This is a genomic window from Microbulbifer pacificus (assembly GCF_002959965.1).
Lineage (GTDB): Bacteria > Pseudomonadota > Gammaproteobacteria > Pseudomonadales > Cellvibrionaceae > Microbulbifer > Microbulbifer pacificus_A.
The window spans coordinates 1,285,686-1,310,678 of the sequence record NZ_PREV01000027.1 but is presented as its reverse complement, the minus strand read 5'-3'; the positions used below and the strand labels follow the sequence as shown (position 1 = coordinate 1,310,678).

Annotated in this window: 20 protein-coding genes; 9 read left to right on the top strand and 11 right to left on the bottom strand. The window is 59.4% G+C overall.

All coding sequences use genetic code 11. From position 1 onward, the window contains the following. Positions 1-59: 59 nt before the first annotated feature. From C3938_RS16260 to C3938_RS16250, 3 genes are all read right to left on the bottom strand, one after another. On the bottom strand, positions 60-1,730 hold the full coding sequence (locus C3938_RS16260; protein WP_233998956.1) for an alpha/beta fold hydrolase: 1,671 nt from the start codon (positions 1,728-1,730) through the stop codon (positions 60-62). Positions 1,731-1,816: 86 nt separating this feature from the next. Further along, complete coding sequence (locus C3938_RS16255) at positions 1,817-2,443, bottom strand: trimeric intracellular cation channel family protein (RefSeq protein WP_105104262.1); 627 nt, start codon at positions 2,441-2,443, stop codon at positions 1,817-1,819. 249 nt (positions 2,444-2,692) lie between these two features. After that, positions 2,693-3,880, bottom strand: coding sequence for an acyl-CoA dehydrogenase (locus C3938_RS16250; protein WP_105104261.1), 1,188 nt, complete (start codon positions 3,878-3,880; stop codon positions 2,693-2,695). Between the two features lie 351 nt (positions 3,881-4,231). Between C3938_RS16250 and C3938_RS16245 the strand changes: the two genes are divergently transcribed. The 3 genes from C3938_RS16245 to C3938_RS16235 are packed head-to-tail and all read left to right on the top strand — an operon-like array spanning position 4,232 to position 10,124. Next, positions 4,232-5,692: an efflux transporter outer membrane subunit gene (locus C3938_RS16245; RefSeq protein ID WP_105104260.1), complete on the top strand. Its 1,461-nt coding sequence runs from the start codon at positions 4,232-4,234 to the stop codon at positions 5,690-5,692. Then, positions 5,692-6,963: an efflux RND transporter periplasmic adaptor subunit gene (locus C3938_RS16240; protein ID WP_105104259.1), complete on the top strand. Its 1,272-nt coding sequence runs from the start codon at positions 5,692-5,694 to the stop codon at positions 6,961-6,963. Before C3938_RS16245 ends, C3938_RS16240 begins: the two co-directional genes overlap by 1 nt. Then, positions 6,960-10,124 carry an efflux RND transporter permease subunit gene (locus tag C3938_RS16235; RefSeq protein WP_105104258.1) on the top strand — a complete coding sequence of 1,055 codons (3,165 nt, stop codon included), beginning with the start codon at positions 6,960-6,962 and terminating at the stop codon, positions 10,122-10,124. Before C3938_RS16240 ends, C3938_RS16235 begins: the two co-directional genes overlap by 4 nt. 390 nt (positions 10,125-10,514) lie before the next feature. Here the strand turns inward: C3938_RS16235 and C3938_RS16230 are convergent, their stop codons facing one another. From C3938_RS16230 to phhA, 4 genes are all read right to left on the bottom strand, one after another. Beyond that, positions 10,515-11,684, bottom strand: a complete 1,170-nt coding sequence (locus C3938_RS16230; RefSeq protein WP_105104257.1) for a cation:proton antiporter — start codon at positions 11,682-11,684, stop codon at positions 10,515-10,517. A 266-nt stretch (positions 11,685-11,950) separates the two neighbouring features. After that, positions 11,951-13,603 (bottom strand): aminotransferase class V-fold PLP-dependent enzyme, encoded by a 1,653-nt coding sequence (locus C3938_RS16225; protein ID WP_105104256.1) that lies wholly within the window; start codon positions 13,601-13,603, stop codon positions 11,951-11,953. 67 nt (positions 13,604-13,670) lie between these two features. Next, positions 13,671-14,141 carry an Lrp/AsnC family transcriptional regulator gene (locus C3938_RS16220; protein WP_105104255.1) on the bottom strand — a complete coding sequence of 157 codons (471 nt, stop codon included), beginning with the start codon at positions 14,139-14,141 and terminating at the stop codon, positions 13,671-13,673. A 282-nt stretch (positions 14,142-14,423) separates the two neighbouring features. Then, the gene (phhA, locus tag C3938_RS16215; protein ID WP_105104254.1) at positions 14,424-15,221 is read right to left on the bottom strand and encodes a phenylalanine 4-monooxygenase; all 798 of its coding nucleotides are present in this window, start codon (positions 15,219-15,221) and stop codon (positions 14,424-14,426) included. A gap of 166 nt (positions 15,222-15,387) precedes the next feature. Here phhA and C3938_RS16210 point away from each other — a divergent pair, with 166 nt between their 5' ends. After that, the gene (locus C3938_RS16210; RefSeq protein WP_325027400.1) at positions 15,388-16,833 is read left to right on the top strand and encodes a TyrR/PhhR family helix-turn-helix DNA-binding protein; all 1,446 of its coding nucleotides are present in this window, start codon (positions 15,388-15,390) and stop codon (positions 16,831-16,833) included. 5 nt (positions 16,834-16,838) lie between these two features. On the opposite strand, the gene C3938_RS16205 is transcribed toward C3938_RS16210, so the two are convergent. After that, a complete protein-coding gene (locus tag C3938_RS16205; RefSeq protein ID WP_105104252.1) occupies positions 16,839-17,189 on the bottom strand; it encodes a DUF962 domain-containing protein in 351 nt (116 codons plus the stop codon). A gap of 163 nt (positions 17,190-17,352) precedes the next feature. On the opposite strand from C3938_RS16205, the gene C3938_RS16200 reads away from it, so the two are divergent. The 4 genes from C3938_RS16200 (at position 17,353) to C3938_RS16185 (ending at position 21,791) form a co-directional block, all read left to right on the top strand. Beyond that, positions 17,353-18,576 (top strand): CaiB/BaiF CoA transferase family protein, encoded by a 1,224-nt coding sequence (locus C3938_RS16200; protein WP_105104251.1) that lies wholly within the window; start codon positions 17,353-17,355, stop codon positions 18,574-18,576. Positions 18,577-18,727: 151 nt separating this feature from the next. Then, positions 18,728-20,404: a carbon starvation protein A gene (locus C3938_RS16195; RefSeq protein WP_105104250.1), complete on the top strand. Its 1,677-nt coding sequence runs from the start codon at positions 18,728-18,730 to the stop codon at positions 20,402-20,404. 83 nt (positions 20,405-20,487) lie between these two features. Then, positions 20,488-20,781 carry a cory-CC-star protein gene (locus C3938_RS16190; protein WP_199775632.1) on the top strand — a complete coding sequence of 98 codons (294 nt, stop codon included), beginning with the start codon at positions 20,488-20,490 and terminating at the stop codon, positions 20,779-20,781. Then, positions 20,781-21,791 (top strand): ArsA family ATPase, encoded by a 1,011-nt coding sequence (locus tag C3938_RS16185; RefSeq protein ID WP_105104249.1) that lies wholly within the window; start codon positions 20,781-20,783, stop codon positions 21,789-21,791. Before C3938_RS16190 ends, C3938_RS16185 begins: the two co-directional genes overlap by 1 nt. A gap of 175 nt (positions 21,792-21,966) precedes the next feature. On the opposite strand, the gene C3938_RS16180 is transcribed toward C3938_RS16185, so the two are convergent. Further along, positions 21,967-22,527 (bottom strand): DUF934 domain-containing protein, encoded by a 561-nt coding sequence (locus C3938_RS16180; RefSeq protein WP_105104248.1) that lies wholly within the window; start codon positions 22,525-22,527, stop codon positions 21,967-21,969. Then, positions 22,511-24,175 carry a nitrite/sulfite reductase gene (locus tag C3938_RS16175; protein WP_105104247.1) on the bottom strand — a complete coding sequence of 555 codons (1,665 nt, stop codon included), beginning with the start codon at positions 24,173-24,175 and terminating at the stop codon, positions 22,511-22,513. Before C3938_RS16175 ends, C3938_RS16180 begins: the two co-directional genes overlap by 17 nt. 307 nt (positions 24,176-24,482) lie before the next feature. Here C3938_RS16175 and C3938_RS18320 point away from each other — a divergent pair, with 307 nt between their 5' ends. Next, a complete protein-coding gene (locus C3938_RS18320) occupies positions 24,483-24,617 on the top strand; it encodes a hypothetical protein (RefSeq protein WP_267893054.1) in 135 nt (44 codons plus the stop codon). A 151-nt stretch (positions 24,618-24,768) separates the two neighbouring features. On the opposite strand, the gene C3938_RS16170 is transcribed toward C3938_RS18320, so the two are convergent. Continuing rightward, positions 24,769-24,978, bottom strand: a complete 210-nt coding sequence (locus tag C3938_RS16170) for a DUF2970 domain-containing protein (protein ID WP_105104246.1) — start codon at positions 24,976-24,978, stop codon at positions 24,769-24,771. Positions 24,979-24,993 lie beyond the last annotated feature (15 nt).

Below are 24,993 nucleotides of genomic sequence, written 5' to 3'. Positions count from 1 at the left end.
ACTGCTTTTTTCTAATCGTTATGGGGCCAAATTAAGTCCCCGAAACGGATTTGTCCAGCTCAGCGTGACTCGGAATAGCGGCTCCCGGCGGGCGTTTGCCGCAGTCGCTGTTCGGTGTCCTCCTGGTCAGTGGACTGAACTGTCTTTTCTTCCGCGGTTGGCCGAGTGGGATCTGTTTCTGTGTGGAATGCCTTCTCCTCTTTTTCGCGCTCAGCTTCCAACTCAGCAATTTTTTTCTCCAGCTCTGCCTGTCGTGCCAGCTCCTCTTTGCGGCAGTTGGTCGCCATCTCCGTCACCGGCTGGTCCGGGTGGTCGAGGAACGCAGCGGCGGCCTGCGTGGCGCAGTCACTCGCAGAAATGACGTCATGGGCCAAGTGGGGAAACAGCAACCATTGGTGATTCGGCAATTTTTTGCGCGCGGTGTTGGCATCGTCGGCGGACAGCACCGGGTCGAGCGCGCCATGCATTACCAGTGTCGGCACTTCGGTTTTGATCGCGCGGGACTCGAGCAGCGCCGCGGAGGGGATGGCCCAGATACGGCACTGTATCTGCATCATGTCGATGTCCGAACGCACCGAGCCACCCAGGATGCCGCTGGTAGCCGCGGACTGGCGGGCCTGCTCGAAATCCACAAATGGCGCTTCTTCATAGCAGAAGTGGCTGATACCGGCGGCATCGCCGAAGTTGGGATCGAGTACCAATCCCATAAAACTGACAATGGCCGGTTTCAACTGCTCGGCCTGGTTCGCTTCCAGCTCTTCGATGATCGCCGGAAACTCCTTGTAGAAGTTCTCGTTGTAGAGGGCCTGAAACAGTACTCGCAGGAGGCGCTGGCCGGTGAGTACAAAGGGGTATGTCTTGCCTGGATGGATGTTGCCCGTTTCCACCGTGAGTGGCGACTCGTCCAGTTCCTGAACCAGGGCCTCCAGCCGGCGCTTCAGATCCGGATAACGCTTGTTGCACTCGGTGTCCTTCGCGCAGTAGTCGATACCGCGCTGATAGGCTGCGATCACATCCTGCGGTAGCTGCTGGGTATAGATGATATTGGGGAAAACGGCACTGTTCAGCACCATGGCGCGCACGGATTGCGGGAAATCCCGTGCGATGGTAAGGGCATAGCGGCTGGCATAGGACACCCCGTACAGATTCAGTTTGGGCACGCCCAGTGCCTGGCGCAGGGCTTCTATGTCTTTCGCCACCGCAGCACTGTTGTACTGCGCGAGATCGGCGGTTTCGCTCAGACGGCTGTAGCAGCGTTCCATGCTGTAGGTGAATACACGGGACTCCTCATCGGTACTGAGATTGCGGGTAAACGCGAGGCTGGCATCCTTGATGAATTCGTCACAGGCGAGTTTGGGGGATGCCATGCCAGTGCCGCGTGGGTCGATAACAATCAGGTCGCGTCCATCCTCGACACTCATACCGGCGTAGTTGACCCACAGCCAGTCACTGGCATTCTCCGGTTCCAGCCCCATGCTGGCGCCCGGGCCGCCGGCGCCCAGATGCAACAGGGGTTCCTTGTCCGGGTCGGTGATGTTGGCGAAAAAGCGCACAACCGGGAACTGGATCTTGCGCCCTGCGGGCCTGGCGTGGTTTTCCGGTACTTCCATCATGTAGCACCGGGTCGTCGGCCAGTTGCTCTCGGCATCGAACCAACAGGACTTGGGAATCAGCCGATTCGGGTTTGCGGCCCGGGTATTGTCTTCCGGTGCACAGCCTGTCACGAGCATTAGGGTCAGCGAGAGAAGCAGAGTGGCAGAAGAGAAGTGTCGGAGCATAGTTTGTATCTGGATTGTTGGGGGGCGTTGAAGCGGCATCAGGAGCCAGCTTTCGGGCCGATGCGGGCAACGGGGGCCGACAGGTTCCAGCGCAGGGCTGCGAGGCGGATGCTCAGTGTGACCAGAATGGCAATCGCCACCGCGGCTTTGCCGGGCAGGGCTTCAATGTCGTCCAGTATCACCAGAGCTGCGGCACCACTCAAGGCCGCGGTGGCATATATTTCCCGTCGCAGCAGCAGGGGGATATCGCCGCAGAGGATGTCCCGTATCAACCCACCAAAGGTGCCGGTCATTACGCCCATGACGATGGCGATGGCGGGGGAGTGGCCGAGATCGAGGACTTTCTGGGTGCCGATCACCACAAATACCGCGAGCCCGGCGGCGTCGGCGATCATCAGCAGGCGCATGGGCACCTGCAGGTAGCGAATGAGGTAGAAGCTGATGATCCCGGTGGCGGCGGCGATCCACAGGTAATAGCTGTCGGTGAGCCAGAACACCGGCACGTTCAGAATCATATCGCGGGTGGTGCCACCGCCAACGGCGGTCACGCAGGCGAGAACCACCGCGCCGAACAGGTCCATCTGCTTGTGACCGGCCGCCAGAACACCGGTAAAGGCGAAGACGATGATGCCGATCAGGTCGCACCAGTACAGCAGTTGTTCCATGGGAATCCGGCCCGCGATGAAATTTTCTGGCACTAGTTCAGCTGAAGTGGACCACAGAACTAGATGGGAAGGAGGCGATGCCGGGGACAGCCTTGTGAGACCTTCCGCGAGAGGGACCTCGCGGAAGAGCCCCCATGGATGGGTTCACGGCGTGTCTCACAAGGCTGTCCCCGGCAGCGGCTCCGCTATGCAAGACACGGCTCCTCTAGGCGGGGATTATGGAGTTCTATGTGACCTTGGTACAGCTCCTCAGAAAAACGCCTGCAATCCAGTCTGCGCACGCCCCAGAATCAGCGCATGCACATCGTGCGTGCCCTCATAGGTATTCACCGCTTCCAGGTTCATCGCATGGCGAATCACATGGAATTCATCGGCGATACCGTTGCCACCGTGCATATCGCGGGCGATGCGGGCGATATCGAGAGCCTTGCCGCAGTTGTTGCGCTTGACCAGAGAGATCATCGTCGGGTCAAAGCCGTTCTTCTGTTCGTCCATCAGTCGGCCCACCCGCAGAGAGCCCTGCAGGCCAAGGGTGATTTCCGTCTGCATGTCTGCGAGTTTTTTCTGAAACAGCTGGGTCTGGGCCAGCGGTTTGTTGAACTGCTTTCGGTCGAGGCCGTACTGGCGCGCGGCGTGCCAGCAGAATTCCGCTGCCCCCAGTGCCCCCCAGGAGATGCCGTAGCGTGCGCGGTTGAGACAACCAAACGGCCCACCCAGGCCCCTGATGTCGGGGAAGCGGTGGTCTTCGGGGACAAAGACATTGTCCATCACAATTTCGCCGGTGATGGAGGCGCGCAGGGAGAATTTGCCTTCAATCTTCGGTGCACTCAGGCCTTCCATGCCTTTTTCCAGTACAAAGCCGCGGATATCCCCTTCGTCGTCCTTGGCCCAGACCACGAACACATCGGCGATGGGGCTGTTGGTGATCCACATTTTGGAGCCCGTCAGGCGATAGCCGCCATCCACCTTCTTGGCCCGGGCTTTCATGCCGCCGGGATCGGAACCGGCATCCGGTTCGGTGAGACCGAAGCAACCCACCCATTCGCCGGTGGCCAGTTTGGGAAGGTACTTTTCTTTCTGGGCTTCGCTGCCGTAGGCGTAGATGGGGTGCATGACGAGGCTCGACTGCACGCTCATGGCGGAGCGGTAGCCGGAGTCCACGCGTTCTACCTCGCGCGCCACCAGGCCGTAAGACACGTAGTTGAGGCCGGCGCAGCCGTAGCCATCGATGGTGGAGCCCAGCAGGCCCAGCTCGCCCATCTCGTTCATGATCTCGCGATGAAAAATCTCGTGGCGATTGGCTTCGAGTACCCGCGGCATCAACTTGGACTGGCAGTACTCGCGCGCCGTGTCGCGGATCATACGTTCTTCATCGCTGAGCTGGCGGTCCAGCAGGAGAATGTCGTCCCAGTGCGCCAAAGGCTGGTTTTTGCTCATGGTTCGTGTCCGTGCGTTTTGGTGGTTTTCGTACTTGGGGCATTGACCGCAAAAAGGGGCTGCCCATCTCTCTTCAATCAATCTTAGGCAAATGGCCGGCGACTCTTCGGTTCCGGTGATGGCAGAATGCCCACCGGCATTGCGAGACGCCGAACCCGGTTTGAATACCGGGTCATCATAGCTGACCTGTCCAGCGACTTCGATAATGTGATCACTTTTTTGCGGGGTGATTGCAGCGGATTATTCGGAGCGGGCGTTTTCCCCACCGCAGGGTAAACAAACGTAAAACGCCTTGGCGCACCGGTCAAAATTTCGATAATGAGCACAATGCTGTCTTTTCGAACAAGAATTATGGGTTTTTTGCCGAAATTAGCCTCCTTGGGCTTGCTGGTGTGCGCACTGTCTTTGGGGGCGTGCAGTAGCCAGCCGCTTCCGCCCGATCTGCCGCAGCAAGCGCTCGGGCTTCCGCAGCAATTCTCCGCTTCCGGCGCGTTTGCGCAGGATCAGCGTTGGTGGCAGAGCTTTGGTGAGCGCGATCTCAACCAGCTGGTGGACATGGCGCTCGCCGCCAATCCGGATCTGCAGGCGACCTACTGGCGTTTGCAGCAGGCCGACGCCGCCGCGGCACAGGCCCGCAGCGGCTTCTGGCCGCGCCTCACCGGCTCTCTGGAAAATACCGAACAGCGGCGCTCTTCTGCAGATGGTTTCGACTTTTCCGGGGCGGAGAACGAGGGCAACAGCTGGAGTGGCAGTCTGGCTGCCGGTTATGAAGTGGACCTGTGGGGCCGGGTGCGCAGTGGCGCGCGGGCGGCGGAAGCCGGAAGGTTGGCACAGCAAGACATTCTGCAGATTGCCGCGCTCACTCTGGCGGCAGAGGTGGCGGGTGTGTGGTTGCAGTTGCAGGAAGCCTGGGGACAGCAGCAGTTGCTTGAGCAGCAGTTGGACATCAACCGCAAGACCCTGCGTGCGTTGGAGTTGCGGTTTGGCGGTGGTGTCGGTGCCGCCGCGGATGTGCTGCAGCAGCGCCAGCTGGTGGAGCAATCGCGTCAGGAGCTGGATCAAAGCCGCGCGGATGCGCGGATTCTGTTGACGCAACTGGCCGCCCTGCTGGGTGTGAGTAGTGAAGACCTTCCGGCGTTTGCGCATCAGCGCGAATCACTGCCGGAATTGCCCGCACTACCCGCTACCGGTGTGCCTTCGGAGCTTCTGCTGCGCAGGCCGGATGTGCGCCGCGCCCAGCGTGAATTGCTGCAGGGGCGCTACCTCGCGAACCAGGCCTGGGCGGAACGTTTGCCGGCACTGACCCTCGGCCTGTTTTTCAGTGGCGGTGGCCGCTCGCTGTCGGATATTACCGAGGACTGGTTGTTGAATTTCAGTGCCGCGCTCGACGGCGTCATTTTTGACGGTGGCAACCTGGCGGCGGCGGAGCGCCAGCAGAAGGCGGTGGAGCAGGAGCGCTGGGCGGTATTTCGCAACACGGTAATGCAGTCTCTGTCGGAAGTAGAGCAGGCCCTGATCAACGAGCAGGCCATTCGCGTGCGTCTGCAGCATCTCGAAACCCGATCGCAGCTGGCCGACCAGATTACGGTGCGCCAGCGGCGGGCCTATGGTCGCGGCGCGGTAGATTTTCTCAATGTTCTGTCGGCCACCGACAATCAACAATCTCTTGAGCGGCAGCTGTTGACGGCGCGCCGCGAACTGCTGGAAAACCGGGTAACACTGTACCGCGCGCTTTCCGGTGGGCTGCCGGCTGCGGATCTGCCGGCGCCCGCGGCGGTAGAGCTGGAAATTTACCGGGTGGAGAACCATTAATGGCGAAGTATGCGTTACTGAAAAAAATCAACTGGAGCATTGCCATTCCGGTGTTGTTGATCGCGCTGGCATCACTGATGTCGAGCTGGTTGCTGCGAGAGAAGCCCACCATGCAACGCGGCGAGCGCAAAGCGCCACCGCTGACGGTGGATGTTGCCCGCGCCGAGTACGGACAGTTTCCGTTAACGGTGCGCGCGCTCGGAAAGGTGAGTGCGCGGGAGTTGGTGGAGCTGCAGCCGCAAGTAGACGGCCGCGTAGAGTGGCTGAACTACAATCTCGGCCCCGGATCGACGCTGAACAAAGGCGAAGAGCTGCTGCGTATTGAACAGGAGCCATACCAGCTCGCGCTGCAGACGGCGCGCAGCACCCTTGCCGAGCGCCGTGCCGAACTGCAGCAGGAACAGGGCCAGCGCCGTGTTGCTCAGGAAGAGTACGAACTCCTGGGCGCATCCCTGCCGGACGCAGACCAGTCCCTGGTACTGCGCGAACCGCAACTCGCAGCCGCCAAAGCCCGCGTCGACGCCGCCCAGGCCCAGCTCCGGCTGGCGGAGCGCGACCTGCGTCTGACCAGTCTCTCCGCCCCATTCAATGCTCTGCTGGTTTCCCGCAGCGTGGATATCGGTGATCGCGTCGCGCCGGGCACCGTGATGTATACCCTTGCCGGCGCGGACCGATTCCAGATTGAAGTGGAAGTGCCGGCAAGTCAGTTGCCGCAACTCAACTCGCCCAAGGCGCAAGTGCGCATTCGCGGCAGCCAGTGGCCTCAGGGAGTGTATCGCGAGGGGCGCTTTGTGCGGGTGATTCCCGTGTTGGAAGAGCAGGGGCGGCTGGCTCGGGTACTGGTGGAGCTGGACGATCCTCTGGGCATCGAAAATCCCTCTCTCCCGCAACTGCTGTTGAATGATCTCGCCCGCGTAGAAATTACCGGTCGCGCTGACGGTGAGCAGGTGCGCATCCCCCTCACGGCGTTGCAGGATGGCAACCAGGTATGGGTGGTACAGGACGGAAAGATCCACATCCAGTCTGTAGTGGTCGCCCATTTCGATGGGGAACATGCTGTGCTGAAAAGCGGTTTGCGCGGTAGGGAAACCCTGGTGACGACACGCCTTACCAGCGTGACCGAAAATATGCCGGTGCGCATCGCCGGGGAAGCCCGCGGCGGTCGCGCGTCTCAACCATCGGAACAACCGGCGGGAAACCGTGAGCCGCCACAACTGCCGGAGCCCGGCGAAAAGAGCCGTAAGGCGGGCACCGATGGTGAACGCGGATGAGCAGTAATACCGATCTCAAACCCTTTGATGGCAAGCGTCCGCGCCCGCCGGTGGATACCCGGCACGGTGCCATCGCCTGGATGACCCACAACCATGTAACCGCCAATCTGTTGATGTTGGTATTCCTGATCGGCGGACTGTTTTTTGCCTTCGCAATCAAGAAAGAGGTCTTTCCCGATTTCGCCCTGGATATGGTTACCGTCAACATCTCCTATCCCGGCGCGAGCCCGGAGGAAGTGGAGCGCGGAGTGCTGGTGCCGGCGGAACAGGCCATTACCGGTCTCGAAGGGATCAAGGAGCTGCGCGGCAGCGCCGGCGAGGGCAATGCCAGTCTCACCCTGGAACTGGACGAGGATGCGAACGGCAACAAAGTCTTCCAGGATGTGCAGGCGGCCATCGACCGAGTGAGTACCTTTCCCTCGGATATCGAGCGTCCTCAGGTCAGCCTCGCAGAGCGCAAGCGCGATGTGCTGGACCTCGTCATTCACGGCAATGTTGACGAGCGCACCCTGCGCGAATTCGTTATGCAGGTGTACGACAAACTGGAAGCGCACCCGGACATCACCCAGATTGAGGCCTACGGGGTAAAGGATTATGAGGTGGCGATCGAAGTCGACCGCGACGACCTGCGCCGCTACAACCTCTCGCTGCCGGATATCGCAACACTGGTGCGTAACGCCGCGGTGGATGTGCCGGCGGGAGGCGTGAAATCGGAAGCTGGCGAGATTCTGGTGCGGGTGACGGAGCGCAAGGACTGGGCGCGTCAATTTGGCGAAATTCCGGTGGCCCGCAGCGATGGCGGCGGCACCGTGCGTCTGCGGGATATTGCCAGTATCCGCGACGCGCTCGTGGACGAGCCGCGCAACATGGTGTTCAACGGCGAGCCCGCGGCGGGCATCGACGTCTTCCGCATCGGTGATCAGACCCCCATGAGCGTCAGCGACGCCACCCACGAGGTACTGGCGGAACTACGGGAAACCCTGCCGCCGGGAATTCATGTGAGCGTGCGCGACGACGATTCGGAAATCTTCAAAGAGCGCCTGGCGCTGTTGTTGAAAAACGGTTTTCTCGGTCTTTTGCTGGTGTTTGTGGTGCTCGGCGCGTTTCTCGAATTGCGCCTCGCATTCTGGGTCACTCTCGGTATTCCCACCAGTTTCCTCGGCGCGCTGCTGTTCCTGCCGGCGATGGACATTTCCGTCAATATGGTCAGCATGTTTGCGTTCATCATTGCGCTCGGGATCGTGGTGGACGACGCGATTATTGCCGGGGAAAACATTCACGAGTGGCGCCAGCGAGGCTACAGCAATTTCGAGGCGGCGGTGGCCGGTGCGCGACAGGTTGCCGTGCCGCTGACCTTCGCCATTCTCACCAATATCGTTGCGTTTATCCCGCTGATGGAACTGCCCGGTTTTATGGGAAAAATTTTCGGGGTGATTCCGTTTGTGGTGGGGGCGGTATTTACGATTTCCTGGGTGGAGGCGCTGTTCATCCTGCCCGCGCACCTCGCGTACTCCAAGCGCGGCTACAAGAGCCGCTCCGCACGCCGGTTTGCCGCGCGTCAGAAAATGATTGCCCGCAGCCTCGATCGGTTTGTCGATAAGCGCTTTAAACCCGCGCTGGATCTGTGCGTGCGCCACCGTTACATCACCATCGCCATTTCGGTAGCGATTCTGATTGTGATGAGCGGCTACGCAGCCAGCGGACGCATGGGTTTTACGTTGATGCCGAAAGTGGAGCGGGATTCCGGGCGGGTGGAGGTCACTTTCCCGCCGGGTACCGCGGAAGCGCAACTGGATCGCGCGCGCCAACAGATCATGAATGCCGCGGATGAGATTCTCGAGGAAACTGGTCGCGAGGGTTTCTTTATTGGCATGCGCGGCCTGATTCGCAATGACTCGGTGCAGGTGGACGTCTATCTGACCCCGGGAGACCAGCGCAGCGTGACCACCGGCGAATTTGTCAGCCGCTGGCGCCGTGCAGTGGGTCCCGTACCCGGTGCGTTGCACTCAAGCTTCGCCAGTGATCGCGGTGGCCCCGGCGCGGGGCCGGCATTGACGGTGGAGCTGCGTCACACCGATACGGATCTTCTGGAGCAGGCGGCGCACCAACTGGCGGACGCGCTGAAAGGCTTTCCCGCGGTTGGCGACATCGACGCGGGTGTTTCCCAGGGCAAGCGCCAGCTCGATCTCACTCTCACCGACACGGCAAAAAGCCTCGGTCTTACCGCCGAAGATATCGGTCGCCAGCTGCGTGCCTCGCTGTACGGTGCGGAGGCCTTCCGTCAGCAGCGCGGACGCGATCAGGTGAAGGTGATGGTGCGTTTACCAGAGGAGGAGCGGGTCACCCTGGACGATGTAAACAACATCATGATCCGTGCGGGCAATGGGCTTTGGTTGCCTCTGCCGGATCTGGTGGAGATCGAGCAGGGCCGTGCCTATGCGACCATCAATCGCCGCGAGGGCCGCCGGGTGATGACGGTGACGGCGAACGTGGAGCCGGCGGATCAGGCGGCGCTGGTAATCAATGAGCTGAACCAGAGCGTGATGCCGCAGTTGCGCGCGCAGTATCCGGGTCTTTCCCTTTCGTACGAGGGGCGTCAGGCGGAGGAGCGGGAGGGGCTTTCTTCTCTCGGCGTTACGTTTTCACTGACGTTGGCGGTGTTGTATTTCCTGCTGGCGATTCCGCTGAAAAGTTACATTCAGCCGTTGACGGTGATGGTGGCGATTCCGTTTGGTGTGATCGGTGCGCTGCTGGGGCATCTGGTGATGGGTTACGGGCTCAGTATGGTGAGCATGCTGGGGATGGTGGCGCTGGCGGGGGTTGTGATCAACGATACGCTGGTGATGATCGAGTACGGGAACCGTTTGCGCGAGGACGGTATGCCGATTACCGATGCAATCAAGGCCGCTGCTGCCCGCCGTTTCCGTCCGATTATTCTGACTACGGTGACGACGTTTTGTGGTCTGATGCCGATGATTTTTGAAACGTCGGTGCAGGCAAAATTCATGATTCCCATGGCGATTTCTCTTGGCTATGGAATTCTTGCTGCCACCACGATTTCGTTGCTGCTGGTGCCTTGTCTGTATCTGATGTTTTCGCGGGACATTCCGGCGTTGTTTGGAATGATGAAAGGACGAGCTTTAAGTCGCCCAGCTTCCTGATTTTCACTCCGCATCGTTGGTGCTTTGGGCTGGCGTGGTGGCGGCAAAGCACTGGGTAACCCTTTTTGAAACCGCCATGAATACGTCCCTGTAGGCTGCGTCGGAAACATCCCTGTTTCCGACGCTTTCAAAAAGGGTTACCCAGCACTTTCCCTTCAATTCTTATTTATGTACTTCGTGAGCAATGGCGCTTACGGAGTAATGAAATTGGAATCGAAGGTGGAGCGCTGGGTGGCTGCTTTCAGGACTGTCGCAAACAGGGACGTTTGCGACAGAGCGTACAGGGATGTATTCACAGCGGTCCTGAAAGCAGCCACCCAGTGTTCCGCCGCCACAGGGCCTGCTTCAATGCACCAAAAGGCGTGGCTACGAAGCACCACACCAAAAAGCTCAATCCCGCCGCAGATGGTCCTTGATCGCAATCGGATTGGGGAAGTTCAAAACCACGATATAAGAAGAAACCAGGAAGGTAAGAATCGCCGTCGCCTGGATCAGGTGTGAGGCAGCGCTGCCGATCAGTTGCTGGCTCATGGCCAGGTATGCAATCAACAGCGAGAATTCGCTGATCTGCCCGAGGCGGAAGCCGATATCCCACGCGAGAATGGTTCTTTCGCTCTGTTGCCCCAGCAGGTAGCGGAACACCACCGGTTTGATGGTAAGTACGGCAATCGCGGCCACCAGTGCGGGCAGGGCGATTTCCGGCACCATGTCGAGATGGAACTGGGCGCCGAGGCTGAAGAAGAAGAGGATCAGGAAGAAGTCTCGTAACGGCTTCAGGCTGAGGGCGATGTACTGGGAAATGGGACTGGTAGCGAGGGTAATGCCGGCAATAAACGCGCCGATTTCCCGCGAGAGGCCGACGACTTCAGCGAGTTCGGCGAGACCCATGCACCAGCCGAGGGCGAGCAGGAATACGTATTCGTGGAAGCGGTCGAACTTTGCCAGTAGTGGTTGCAACACGTAGCGCACGGCGGCCCAGGCGACGGCAATGAGCAGGGGCAGGGCGGCGAAGGAGGTGCCGAGGCGGGTGAAGTCTACGGAGCCGGTGCTACCACTCAGCAGGATCATCAGGCAGGTAATGGCGACGAAGTCCTGGAACAGGAGCAGCCCGACCATCATTTCACCGAGATGTTTGTGGTGCAGGACGGTGGTAGGCAGGAGTTTGATGCCAATGATGGTGCTGGAGAACATCATGGCCATGCCGATAACCCAGGATTCGGTGCTGGTGAAGCCAAAGAGCTTGCCAATGGCGTAGCCGAGACCAAGGAATATGGCGCAGCTGATGATGCCGACAAAAGTGGCTTTGCGCAGGACGGAGATGAGCGCTTTGGGCTGCATGTCGAGGCCGAGCAGGAACAGCAGGAAGACGATGCCGATGCTGGACATTTCGGCCATGAGTTCGAGGTTGTCGATGATGCCGAAGACGGAGGGGCCGAGCAGCACGCCGAGGGCAATGTAGGCGACCAATAAGGGTTGTCGTCCCCAAAGGGCGAGTGAGGCGACGATGGCGGCGCCGCTGAAGATCAGGAAAAACGACTGAAACAGGGAGGTCTCGGGCACTGCGCGTCCTTGTAGCAGACTGGAGAATTACTTTGTTAGGGCATTATGGTTGTGGATCAGCAGGCTTTTCAATGGGCTCTGCGAGTTTCGGTGCTCTGGTTTGGCACTGTGGCGGTCAAGCGTCGGGTACCCATTTTCAGAACCGCTGTGAATACATCCATGTAAGCTGCGTCGCAAACGTCCCTGTTTGCGACGCTTCTGAAAATGGGTACCCGACGCTTGACCTTCAATTTTGAGTTACGCACTCCGTAAGCGTTGGGTACAAATCAAAGCTTGAACCAGCGCAAACTCTCACCTTTTTCGGAGAGGATTGGCTGTTCGCATTTTTCTCCCGGTGGATGTTCCAGAATCGGGCGCGCCTGCCGGATAAATTCATTCAGCGGTGTGCCTAGCTTCTCGGGAGCGGAAATATCCGTGTCAAAACTCAGCGCAAACGGCTCGTCCGCTTTGATGCCCTGGTAGCGCCATACACCGTGGCTGGTGTCGTACTGGTAGTAAGGCAGCATGCGGTGGCCAAATTCGGCGATGAGTTCGATGGCGTCGATCAGGTAATCGACGGTCTCTTCATCGAGGAAGTAGTTGAAGTTGAGGCGCACCCAGCCTGGCTTGAGGATGCTTTCACCTTGGCTGACGAGTTGTTCGATGGCGGTGCTCTGTTCGTCGGTGAGGTGCAGCAGGTGGTGGCCGTAGGGGCCGGCGCAGGAGCAGCCGCCGCGGACCTGGATGCCGAAGAGGTCGTTCAACAGGGCGACGACGAAGCCGTGGTGCAGGGGTTTGCCGTCGTGCAGCAGGTGCAGAGAGACGATGCTGACCCGCTCGGCGTCGGTGCCGCCGAGGATCTGGATGTTTTCGTTGCCGCCCCAGCGCGCGAAGGCACGGGCGAGCCAGTGGGCTTCGCGGGCTTCGATGGTGTGGGCACCTACCTGGTCTTTGAGGGTGAATGCCATGCCGGCGCGGATGGACTCGACGATCGCGGGGGTGCCGGCTTCTTCGCGGCGTTCGCCGGCGGGCAGGTAGGTGTGGCGCCCTGGACTAACCCAGGAGACGGTGCCGCCGCCGGTGACAGCGGGCTGGCTTTGCGGCAGCAGGGAGCGGCGCACGATGAGCAGGCCGGGGGTGCCGGGGCCGCCGACGAATTTGTGCGGAGAGATAAACAGGGCATCTTTGCTGCTGAGCTCGTCTTCTCCTTTTACGTCGATACCGACATAGGGGGCTGCGGCGGCGTAATCCCAAAAAGAGAGTGCGCCGTTTCTGTGCAGCAGGCGGGTGACGGCGTCGACTGCGGTACGGATACCGGTGACATTTGAGGCCGCGGAGAAACTGCCGATTTTCAGGGGGCGTGCGGCGTGCTGGTCGAGGGCGCTCTGCAATGCTTTGAGGTCAACACCGCCGTTGGCATCCAGAGGAATGGTGACGACGTCGGCAACGGACTCCCGCCACGGAAGGTCGTTGGAGTGGTGCTCGTAGGGACCGATGAATACCACTGGGCGTTTGTCGTCGGGAATCTGCCCGGCGCTGCCGCCAAACCGGCTGTAGCCGTCGGCGCGCAGGCCGAGGGAATCCACCAGGCGGTTGACCGCCGCTGTGGCGCCGGCACCGCAGAAGATGATTGCGTGATCGTCGCCGGCGTTTACCGATTTGCGAATGGCGGCGCGGGCCTGTTCGCGGAAGGCGGTGGTCTGGCGCCCGGTGGCGGAGGTTTCGGTGTGGGTGTTGGCGTACCACGGCAATACACGATTGCGGATCGCGTCTTCGATAAACGTGAGCGCGCGACCAGATGCGGTGTAATCGGCGTAAATCAGTGGGCGTTGCCCGAACGGCGTCTGCAGCGGCATGCGCTCGCCGATGACGTTATCGCGAATGCGTTGCAGCAGGGATTCGGTATTGTTATCGATTTCTGATGAATCGTTTGCGGACATGGCAACCTCAAATAATTGTGCCCGCGGGGATCACCCGCGGGCTTTGCGTAGCATTATTTGAGCTGGGCTATTCTCCCGGCGGTATGGGCAGTTCAGTAGAACTCTTGATCTGCTCCATGGCGAAATTGGAGGCTACATCGGATATTCCCGCGTGGGCGATCAGCTTCTTGTAGAAGCGGTCATAGGCGGCTACGTCGCTGACCACCACCCGGAGTATGTAGTCGTAGTCGCCCGCCATTCGGTAGCAGTCGACGACTTCCGGCAGGTCGGCCATGGCGTTGGAAAAGGAATCCGCCCATTCCGCGTTGTGCTGATTGGTTTTTACCTGGGCGAAAACCGATACCGGCAGGCCGAGGACTTCCGCATCCAGCAGTGCCACTTTGCGGCGAATGATGCCGCTTTTCTCCAATTTCTGTATCCGGCGCCAGCAGGGGGTCTTGGTAAGGCCCACGCGCTCGGCCAGCTCTTCGATGGAGAGACTAACATCAGATTGAAGGATGGCAAGAAGTTGTCGATCAATCGCGTCAAGTGAGGACATAGTGCTAAACATCTCCCGAAAACGCGGGGATCGGTTCCATAAAACGGTTCGGTTTCGCCGTCCTTAGCAACAAAATACCCCAGTGATTTTGGCGGGCGCAGCGAGATCCGACTTTGGCGAGCCTCGGAAGAATCCTTTGCTGTGCCCCGTATCATGTCGGTAACGATAATCTCTGATCTGGCGAATCAGTAGTGGAATTTTCTCTACGTCTTTACCGCATCAAAAAAGCCGGGCAATGCCCGGCCAATCAACAGGGGGATGTTGGAAATTTGTCCTGAAGAATCAGGCGGCTTCTTTGGGTGGGAATAGCGGTTCGTAGAGGCCGGCGGCCATCGCTTCGCGGACCCGAGCCATCAGGTCGATCTCGGTGAGTTGCTGCAGGTTCTCCAGATCGCTGAGTACGTAGTAAATGGGTTGCACAATATCAATGCGGTAGGGCGTGCGCAGTGCATCCACCACGTCAAACGGTGCGCGTACCGGTGCATCGCTCAGTGCATACAGGGTTTCTTTCGGTGAGGAGAGAATGCCACCGCCATAGATGCGCAGGCCGCCTTTGGTCTGCAATAGACCAAATTCCACGGTGAACCAGTAAAGGCGTGCGAGGTAAGCGCGCTCTTTCGGTGAGGCGTTCAGACCGAGCTCGCCATAGGTCTGGGTGAAATTGGCAAATGCCGGATTGGTGAGCATGGCGCAGTGGCCGAAAATTTCGTGGAAGATATCCGGCTCCTGCAGATAGTCGAATTCTTCCGGGGTGCGGATAAATGTCGCTACGGGAAACTTGCGCTCGGATAAAAGGCGGAAGAAGGTCTCGAAGCCAATCAGTGCGGGCACCCGCGCGCATTCCCAGCCGGTTTCCCGGCGCAGTACGGCGCTCACCTCGTCTAATTGCGGGATGCGGTCACGGGGGAGGTCGAGCAGCTCCAGCCCATTCAGATATTCGTCGCAGGCGCGACCGGGCACGACTTGCAGCTGGCGTTCGATCAGGCGCTGCCAGGTCTGGTGCTCGAGTTCGGTGTACTCGATAAAACCGTTGGCATCGGGTTCGCGGGCGATGTACTTGCTGGGCTTTTTGCCGCTCATGGCTGCTACCTCTGGCGGGCGGTCAGGTTGTGCCGCCTATCTGTTGTTATCTTCTCTCTATTTTTAGACACCCGGGTGTGGCTTCGGCAGAGGGGGCAGTGGAGAACTTGAAGGTCGGGGCGGTGGCTGGCTACACTTCCTGTAAATAAATGTTTACAGGTGTAACGTGAGAATTGAAATAACTTGCACGGATCGTGTAGGTATCCTGCAGGAAATAATGGAGATTTTTTCCAATTTCCGGGTCAACGTGCGCACTGGTGAGATTGGTGGCGATAGCGGGGACAAGGTGTACCTGTCTGCACCGGAGCTCCTCGTGGCGCAATACCAGTCCATAGAGCGGGCACTGCTCCGGGTGCCCGGGGTGAAGAAGGTGCGCAGGATTGCCCTGATTCCCTCGGAGCGTCGGCACTTCGAGCTGGATACTCTGCTGCGTCATGTGGCCTTTCCGGTGTTGTCTGTAGACAGGGAAGGCGCGATTGTCGCTGCCAATCTCGCGGCGGCCAGAGCGTTTGGTGTGAGCCTGGATCAGGTACCGGGAATGCACCTGCAGCGTTTTCTGCCGCGTTTGCAACTGGAAGAACTACTCAGGGGAATTACCGCCCCCCGCTATGGATTTCCGGTAACCGTGCGCGGGCGCGATTACCTGCTGGATTGGTCGCCCCTCGCCCTCACAGACGTCGCCGGCGACGTGCGCTCGCTGGCGGGCGCGGTACTGACACTGCAGCGCCGGGAAATGCCGCAGGACCAGGAACCGTCGCGGGAGCCTCCGCCACCGAGTGTCCTCTGGGATTTCGACCGGCGCCGGGAGTGCTGTCTGCGTCTGCAGCAGCTCGCACCATTACCGGATGCGCTGTTGATTACCGGCGAGCGCGGCAGCGGGAAAAGTACCTTTCTCAGCGCGGCCTACTACCTCAGTCCATTGGCCGAGTACGGAGACGTGCGGCATTTTTCCGGTGGGGAATTTACTCTGCAGGCGCTCGCGGAGACAACCGCACTGGCGCAAACGGCGGTACTACTGGTTGACGATCTCGACCTTGCGCCGGAAGCGACACAGCGCGGTCTGGCGGAATGCCTCCTGCACGGGAGGTTTCCACCACGGTTGATCACCGCCGCGCGGGCGCTCGACAGATTGCCTGCGCCACTGCGGCAGCTGTTCTCCACCAATGTAATTTCCCTGCCGCCTTTGAGATTCATGCGGCCGGCAATAGGCAAATTTGCAGACATGATTCTGAGGGATCTGGGCGAACGGGAAGCATCACTGGTGGATGAGGTTGTTCACACATTGCAATTGTGCGACTGGCCGACCAATTTGACCGGGCTCTGCGGGCACCTGCAGGGCGCGCTGGGTCACAGGCATGCGCGTAACGGCGGCGCGCTGACCGTTCAGGATCTACCGGGGTTACCCATAGAAGAGCGGCTGCCGTGGCGGGTGTGGGGGAGGGGCCTCAGCCTGCCAGAGCAGATGGAAAAGGTAGAGCGGGCCATTCTCGCGGAGCTGCTGGCGGAAACATCGGCAGGGGAACAGTCCAGCCGTGAGTTGGCGCGGCAACTGGGGATTTCCCATACCGCCGTCGCCAACAAGCTGCGCAAATACGGACTCTCAAGGGAATAGCGGCGTCAGCGCTCGATGTTGCCCAGCCACATATCCTTGTACATCACAAAATCCCCCCACAGCGAATACAGGGGATGCTTGAAGGTGGCGGGGCGGTTGTGTTCGAAAAAGAAATGCCCGACCCAGGCAAAGCCGTAACCCGCAACCGGCAATGCAGCGAGATACCACCACTGGCCAGTGAGCAGGGCCGTGGCAAGTAGAGCGATCACCAGGCTGGTGCCGACAAAATGCAGGCGACGACAGGTGAGATTGCTGTGCTCTTTCAGGTAGTAGGGGTAGAAGTCTCGGAAGCTGCGGAACTCGGTTGTTTCATTTGCTGGTGGTTGTTGCTGATGGTTCATTGTGCTGTCGACCATGTCGCTATCCTGTTATCAGTTATTGTGGATTCACTCATCGGGTTGCGCTGGCCAAAGTGTACGGCCGTTCCAGCATTTGACCAATCGGTACTGCTTTATCGTCGTCGGGCTGTTAATGTTCGCACCTGAATTTGTGATCACTTTTACAGGCAGGGTGGTAGTTATGGCTGGTCCGTTGGCGCATCTCAAGGTTCTCGATCTCAGTCGGATTCTGGCTGGCCCCTGGGCCGGTCAGGTGCTGGCGGATTTCGGGGCTGAAGTCATCAAGGTGGAGCGCCCGCAGAAGGGCGATGACACCCGCCACTGGGGGCCGCCCTATCTGAAGAATGAGGTAGGCGAAAATACCGGGGAGGCGGCCTATTACCTGTGTGCGAACCGCGGCAAGAAATCCATGACCGTCGATATCACCAGCGCGGAGGGGCAGCAGTTGATTCTCGCTCTGGCCAGGCAATGCGACGTAGTGCTGGAGAACTACAAGGTTGGCGGCCTGAAAAAATACGGCCTCGATTACGACGCCGTGCGCGCGGTCAATCCGCGGATCATCTACTGCTCCATTACCGGCTTCGGGCAGACGGGCCCCTATGCGCAGCGCGCCGGCTACGATGCGATGATACAGGGCATGGGTGGCTTGATGAGCCTTACCGGTGTGCCCGATGGCCAGCCCGGCGCCGGCCCCCAGAAGGTGGGCGTGGCGGTGGCGGATTTGATGACCGGGATGTACGCGGTCTCCGGAATTCTCGCAGCTGTGATCCATCGTGACCGCACCGGAGAGGGCCAGCAGATCGATTTGGCGCTGCTGGATACCCAGGTGGCGTGGCTTGCGAACCAGGCCCAGAACTATCTCACTTCCGGCAAAAGCCCCGAACGCCAGGGCACCGCGCACCCGAACATCGTTCCCTATCAGGCGGTGCCGGCAAGCGATGGCCACTTTATGCTTGCGGTGGGCAACGACACTCAGTTCCAGAAGTTCTGCGCCATTGCCGGGCTGGATGACATTGCACAAAACCCCGCTTATGCCAGCAATAATGCGCGGGTGGCGGCGCGCGAACAGCTGGTGCCACTGATTGAACAGGCCACACGGAAGCACCCCGCGGCCTGGTGGCTGGAAAAACTGAGTGATGCCCATGTGCCCTGCGGGCCCATCAACAATCTCGCGCAGGTATTTGCCGATCCTCAGGTGCTGGCAAGGGGCATGGTGGTGGAGCAGGATCATCCGACCGCAGGCAAGGTAAAAACGGTGCGCAATCCGCTTGGTTTTTCCGCGACAAATCTCGAGTATGAGCAGGCGCCGCCGGTGCTGGGGCAGCACACCAGCGAGATATTGCGATCAGTACTGCGCAAAACCGACGATGAGATCCGACTGCTTCGGGAGCGGGGTGTGATCTGACCGCGCTGATATTTAGCGTTCGGCGCCATGAATACAGGGAATCACGTGCCAATTGCTGTGTGGTAATTGGCGACTACGCTACTATTTTCTGAGTTCGGCAGGTTTTGAGTTTGTCGGGCGCGGACAATAATGCACAACAGGGATGGTATGCATGAGTGCAATTCTCCTGATGGTACTCGGGTTGGGGGGCATGGCCGCCGGCTATTTCTTTTACTCCAGTTTTATTGCCGATCGTATCTATCGCTTTGATCCGGATTTCATGACACCTGCGCATGAGTTTGAAGACGGCGTGGACTACGTGCCCACCAACAAGTTTGTGCTGTGGGGACACCACTTTACCTCTGTAGCCGGCGCCGCGCCCATTGTCGGTCCGGCGATAGCGGTGATCTGGGGCTGGCTGCCGGCATTTCTGTGGGTGGTACTGGGTACCATCTTTTTTGCGGGGGTGCACGACAGCGGCGCCATCTGGGCGAGCGTGCGCAATCGCGCGCTTTCTGTGGGATCGCTCACCGGCGAAGTCGTCGGCAAGCGCGCCCGCAGTATCTTCATGATCGTCATCTTTCTGGTACTGCTGATGGTCAATGCGGTGTTCGGTGTGGTGATCGCCGGGTTGCTGATCAAAAACCCCGCGTCGGTCGTGCCGATCTGGGGGGCAATCGCGGTGGCACTGGTGATCGGGCAGCTGATTTACCGCTTCAAATTCAATCTCGCGCTGGTTTCCCTGTTTGGTGTCATTGCACTGTACGCGCTGATCTATATCGGACCATCCGTACCGGTGTCGCTGCCTGAAACGGTGTTTGGCATGTCCGATGGCGCGGTCTGGATTTTGATTCTGTTTGCGTATGCGGCCATCGCTTCACTACTGCCCGTGTGGGTGCTGCTGCAACCGCGGGACTACATCAACGGATTGCAGTTGTTTGTAGGGCTCATCCTGCTGTACAGCGCGGTACTCATTTCCAGCCCGGAAGTGGTGGCACCCATGATCAATCACGATGTGCCTGCCGGCGCGCCGCCATTGATTCCCCTGCTGTTCGTAACCATCGCCTGTGGGGCGATTTCCGGTTTTCACGGCCTGGTGGCGTCCGGGACCACGTCGAAACAATTGAACAGAGAAACCGATGCGCGCTTTGTGGGGTATTTCGGTGCGGTAGGCGAAGGTGCACTCGCGCTCGCCGCCATTATTGCCGCGACTGCGGGCTTTGCCTCACTGGGCGACTGGCAGGCGGTGTACACGTCCTTCGGGCAGGGCGGGGTGCAGGCATTTGTGGATGGCGGTGCGACTATTCTGCAAAATGGCGTCGGTATTGATGTTGCTGTTTCCGGCACCATGCTGACGGTCATGGCTGCGCTGTTCGCCGGCACCACCATGGATACCGGGTTGCGCCTGCAGCGATATATTTTTCAGGAATTCGGCGAGATCTATGGTATCCGCTGGCTCGGCAAGCCGGCACCGGCAACGCTGATGGCGGTGGGTTGCTGTATTCTGCTGGCCTTTGGCGCCGGTGGGGCGGATGGTTCCGGTGGCCTTCTGATCTGGCCATTGTTCGGCACTACTAACCAGTTACTCGCCGGACTCACGCTGTTGGTGATTACCGTGATGCTGGTGCGCCTGAAGCGTCCCATGTGGATCACGCTCATTCCGCTGGTGTTTTTGCTGGTGATGACTCTGGCAGCGCTGCTGATCCAGTTGAACGAGTTTTACCGGAAACAGGACTGGTTTCTGCTGGGGCTCGACGTTGTCGTGCTGGTGGCGGCGATTCTGGTCACTCTGGAGTGTGCCTCCGCGTTCAGGAGGCCGGCCCGGGATTCCATTGGCGAGGAGTCCTGACGTGGCGGTAGCTGCTATTAACCCGGTGACATTTAGTTTACCGGGTTAATACTATCCCTGTTCATTCGCAAGAGGGTTCGGTGATGGAAACACCGCAGAAACCTGGATTGCCGAAGAATCTGAAGCTGGTATTTCGCAGAATCGGCGAACAACTGGAGGCCTATTACAACGGCCCCTATCGCAGTGCGCTGGCCCGCGCCGAGCGGGATGAAGAGGACCTGTTCATGCTGCTGGTGTATGCGGAGTCCCTCGGCATCCCCAATCCGGTGAGCCTGTATACGCTCGAGTTACAGCCGCTCATGTTGGAGCGATTTCACCAATGGCACCAGCGTATGGGGATGGAGCGATCCCCGCTCGATGAATTGCGCTGCTGTTGATGAAAAAAATACTGAATCTCGATGACCTGTTACAGCGCCGACTGATGCTGGTCGGTGGCAAGGGCGGTGTGGGAAAAAGCACCGTCGCCGCCGGTCTGGCGGTGGCTGGAGCGCAACGCGGACACAAGGTATTACTGGTATCCACCGATCCAGCACACAATCTCGGTGACCTGTTCGAGTCCTCCCTCGGCCGCGCCCCGCAAACGATCCCCTGGGCAGGGGCACTGCAGGTGTTGGAGTTGAATCCATGCACCGCGTTGAACCGTTATCTGGAATCCCTGCGCGCACAGATGTTGCCACATGTAGCACTCAATTTGCGCCCGCAGCTGGAGAAACAGTTGCACCTCACTCGTCACTCGCCGGGTGCGGAAGAGGCGGCCCTGCTCGATGAAATGACGCGGCTGATCCAGCGCCGCGACGACTACGACCTGATCATTTTTGACACCGCGCCAACCGGCCACACCCTGCGTCTGCTGTCGCTGCCCGCGGTGATGTCGACATGGGCCGACGGACTTGTCGCACAGAAAAAGCGCGCGGGCAGATTCCGGGATGTGATCGGCTCCCTGCGCAGCTCCACTCGGGAAGAGGAGGTCGAACGGGAAGCACCTTCAGTACTTGCGCCTCTGATCGAGCGCCAACAGCGTTTTCGCGAAGCCGCGCAGGTTCTGCGCGACGCGGAGGCAACCGGTTTTCTGTTCGTCATGACCGCGGAAAACCTCCCCTTTGAAGAGACCTGCCGCGCCGCTGCCGCACTCAAAGAGGTCGGCATCATGATTGCCGGGCTGGTGCTCAACCGGTTGCTGCCAGCAGAAGCGGAACCGGTGGAGTTTCTACAGGGCGCATGGTCAATGCAGCAGCGGGTGTTGGTAAAGGTGTCTGAAAAATTGGGTGATCTACCGCAGGTCCAATTGCCCATGACCGGACGAGCGCTGCAGGGCAGGGAAGGTTTGCGCTGGCTGGCCGGAGAGCTGGCCAGGTATTCGGCAACGGCAGAACTTCAACAGGCATAAAAAACCGGGCAGTGTTTTACCCGGCTTTAGGTAAATTAGAAAAACGTAGCGAGCGAGTGGCTGGTGGTGGCCGCCTGCGCGGAGAAAGCGGAGCGTACTTAAAGTACGTGAGCATTTCGACCGGGCTGGCGCACCAGCACAGCCGGACGCCACCAGGCGCTCGCGCAGTAGTTTTTCAGCCAAGTAGGGCGCGGCGGCGATAGATGGGCAGCGGCTGATCGACAGCCGACTGATAGCTGTCGGTAAAGTCCCGCAGGGAGTCCAGCAGGTTTTCCAGTGGCTGTTCGCTCTGAAATGCGAACGCATTAAAGCCGCAGCGCGTCAGATAGGTCAGCTGGTCGCGCATAAAGTTCCCCACGGCCCGCAGCTCGCCGGTAAAGCCATAGCGCTGGCGTAGCAGACGACCGGCGGTGAAGGCGCGACCGTCAGTAAACAGGGGGAAGTGCGCGGCGATCAGGGGCAATTCACTGGCGTCATCGCCAATCAGGTCTGCGGTCTCATCGCTGTCCAGCCACACGCCGATTTCGTTTTTGCGGTTTTGCAGTTCATCGCGCAGTACCAGCCAAACACTCAGGGGAAGAATGACTTTGCCCGGCGCCAGGTTGGCTGCGGTAATTTCTGTTTCGGCGTCCAGCGGTAACAGGTTCCATTGGTTTTCTGCCACCGCGCCATCGAGAATCAGATGTGCTGGATTTTCCGGCTGTGCGCCCACGGGTGTCTTAACTGGCTTTGGCATACACACGCTCCTTGAATGGCTGCAGCCCGATACGGTTGTAAGTGTCGATAAACAGCTCTTCCGGCTGACGGTTTTCCACGAACACGTCGAGGATCTTGCCGATGGTGTCTGGCATCTCATCGCGGGAGAAGCTCGGACCCAAAACCGTACCAAGGGCTGCCTTCTCGTTGGCGCTGCCGCCAAGCTGTATCTGGTAGAACTCTTCGCCTTTCTTGTCCACGCCGAGAATACCGATATGGCCGATATGGTGGTGTCCGCAGGCGTTCATGCAGCCGGAAATATTCAGGTGCAGGTCGCCCAGGTCGTAGAGGTAGTCCAGGTCATCGAACCTGCGCTGGATCGCTTCCGCCACCGGGATGGATTTGGCGTTGGCGAGCGAGCAGTAGTCACCACCGGGGCAGCAGATCATGTCGGTCAGGGTGCCGATGTTCGGGGTGGCAAAGCCGTGTTTGCGGGCTGCCTGCCACAGTTCATACAGGCGCTCCTGTTCCACATCCGCAAGCACCACGTTCTGCTCGTGGGTAACCCGCACTTCGCCAAAGCTGAATTCGTCAGCGAGGTCGGCAATAGCCTCCAGCTGGCGGTCGGTCACGTCGCCGGGAGGAATACCAGTGGGCTTGGTACTGAGCGTTACCGCCTGGTAGCCGGGCACCCGGTGCGGAAACGTGTTGCGTTCGAGCCAGCGGGAAAATGCCTTGTCGGAGCCCGCCTGGTCGCGCAGTACCGCCTCACCGTGGCTGTCGCTAAAGGATTTGTAGGCCGGCTGCGGGAAGAAGCGTTTGGACCATGCAATGGCTTCTGGTGGCAGCTCGTCGGCGCCGTCCCGAATCTGTTCCCACTCGGTTTCCACAAGGCGGGCAAACGCTTCGGCACCCAGCGCCTTCACCAGAATTTTGATGCGCGCCTTGAATTTGTTATCGCGGCGGCCGAGCTGGTTGTACACACGCACAATGGCTTCAAGGTACGAGAGCAGATGCACTTCCGGCAGGAAGTCGCGGATGGCAACACCGATGATCGGGGTGCGGCCAAGGCCGCCGCCCACAAACACCTGGAACCCGGTTTCACCCTGAGTGTTCTTCACGATCTGCAAGCCGATATCGTGGGCGCGAATGGCCGCGCGGTCTTCTTTTGCACCGCACACGGCAATCTTGAACTTGCGTGGCAGGAAGGCAAATTCCGGGTGGAAGGTGGACCACTGGCGGATCAGTTCGCAGTAGGGACGGGGGTCCACCAGTTCGTCGCGGGCGACACCGGCGAACTGGTCGGTGGTGGTATTGCGGATGCAGTTGCCGCTGGTCTGTACCGCGTGCATTTCCACTTCTGCAAGTTCGGCGAGAATATCCGGCACATCTTCGAGGTTCGGCCAGTTCAACTGTACGTTCTGGCGCGTGGTGAAGTGGGCATAGCCTTTGTCGTACTTGCGCGTAATGTGCGCAAGTCGGCGCACCTGAGTGCTGTTCAGGAGGCCGTAGGGCACGGCGATACGCAACATCGGTGCCAGGCGCTGGATATACAAGCCATTCTGCAGCCGCAGGGGCAGAAATTGTTCTTCACTCAGCTCACCGGCGAGATAGCGCTCGGTCTGGCCGCGAAACTGGGCCACCCGTTCCCGGATCAGCTTGTGGTCCTGTTCGTCGTATTGATACATAAGAGCTTGATTCCATTGCTTTTTTACGCCGAATCCGGGTGCCTGGCCAGTGTCTGGAGGGACTTCTGGAGCCTATCAGCCACCCTGAGATGGCGCATAACATACCAGCGGCCTTATACGAAAAATAACAATTTTTTTCGCTAAACCAGTAACTGCTGGTTATAAGCATCGGGTTGCAGTGCGCTGGCGGGAAAGGCGTGTGGTTGCGCCCCTCGCGGGGATTTGATCTACTTGGGCAACCGCCGTTTTTCCGCGGTACTGCTACCTTTAAAAACAATAATGAGTTCTTGAGTGACGGAGTATTCCGATGAGCGATCATGTAGCCCGAGAAGTAGTAGTTGTATCCGACGATAGCGATAATCTGGTAGACGCCCTTGCGGCGGTGGCCCTCGTAGCCATCTTCGTGGCGACCTGTATATTCTGGGTAGCCTCCCAGGGATAGCCCGGGGATAAATAGGTAAGCACGGAAGGTAAGCACTGAAAGCCGCGCGCGAATGCCCTGATGGCGTCCGGCCGTGCCGGGACGCCAGCGGCTCACTCGCTACGTTTTTCAACACTTCCCCGAAAAGGCTCGATGGGTCAAGTTTGGGGGCTTACCCCATATTGCTAAGAACCGTTTTCACTACCAGGATCAACGTGATCACAAAGAGGGTGGTGAAGATCACGCCTGCGGCAATGTACGCTTTGATACTGCCGCCCTTGAAATCCCTTTCCCGGTTTTTATTGGACTGTACGCCGATGGCGGCGGCCAGGGTGCTGAGTACCACCTGGCCGAAGGACGGTTTCTTGTCTTGATCTTCCATATTTTCCTCTCCTGC

Coding starts and splice junctions, on each gene's coding strand:
- C3938_RS16260 (WP_233998956.1), bottom strand. CDS start 1,730: ATGCTCGTGACAGGCTGTGCACCGGAAGACAATACCCGGGCCGCAAAC.
- C3938_RS16255 (WP_105104262.1), bottom strand. CDS start 2,443: ATGGAACAACTGCTGTACTGGTGCGACCTGATCGGCATCATCGTCTTC.
- C3938_RS16250 (WP_105104261.1), bottom strand. CDS start 3,880: ATGAGCAAAAACCAGCCTTTGGCGCACTGGGACGACATTCTCCTGCTG.
- C3938_RS16245 (WP_105104260.1), top strand. CDS start 4,232: ATGGGTTTTTTGCCGAAATTAGCCTCCTTGGGCTTGCTGGTGTGCGCA.
- C3938_RS16240 (WP_105104259.1), top strand. CDS start 5,692: ATGGCGAAGTATGCGTTACTGAAAAAAATCAACTGGAGCATTGCCATT.
- C3938_RS16235 (WP_105104258.1), top strand. CDS start 6,960: ATGAGCAGTAATACCGATCTCAAACCCTTTGATGGCAAGCGTCCGCGC.
- C3938_RS16225 (WP_105104256.1), bottom strand. CDS start 13,603: ATGTCCGCAAACGATTCATCAGAAATCGATAACAATACCGAATCCCTG.
- C3938_RS16220 (WP_105104255.1), bottom strand. CDS start 14,141: ATGTCCTCACTTGACGCGATTGATCGACAACTTCTTGCCATCCTTCAA.
- phhA (WP_105104254.1), bottom strand. CDS start 15,221: ATGAGCGGCAAAAAGCCCAGCAAGTACATCGCCCGCGAACCCGATGCC.
- C3938_RS16205 (WP_105104252.1), bottom strand. CDS start 17,189: ATGGTCGACAGCACAATGAACCATCAGCAACAACCACCAGCAAATGAA.
- C3938_RS16200 (WP_105104251.1), top strand. CDS start 17,353: ATGGCTGGTCCGTTGGCGCATCTCAAGGTTCTCGATCTCAGTCGGATT.
- C3938_RS16195 (WP_105104250.1), top strand. CDS start 18,728: ATGAGTGCAATTCTCCTGATGGTACTCGGGTTGGGGGGCATGGCCGCC.
- C3938_RS16190 (WP_199775632.1), top strand. CDS start 20,488: ATGGAAACACCGCAGAAACCTGGATTGCCGAAGAATCTGAAGCTGGTA.
- C3938_RS16185 (WP_105104249.1), top strand. CDS start 20,781: ATGAAAAAAATACTGAATCTCGATGACCTGTTACAGCGCCGACTGATG.
- C3938_RS16180 (WP_105104248.1), bottom strand. CDS start 22,527: ATGCCAAAGCCAGTTAAGACACCCGTGGGCGCACAGCCGGAAAATCCA.
- C3938_RS16175 (WP_105104247.1), bottom strand. CDS start 24,175: ATGTATCAATACGACGAACAGGACCACAAGCTGATCCGGGAACGGGTG.
- C3938_RS18320 (WP_267893054.1), top strand. CDS start 24,483: ATGAGCGATCATGTAGCCCGAGAAGTAGTAGTTGTATCCGACGATAGC.
- C3938_RS16170 (WP_105104246.1), bottom strand. CDS start 24,978: ATGGAAGATCAAGACAAGAAACCGTCCTTCGGCCAGGTGGTACTCAGC.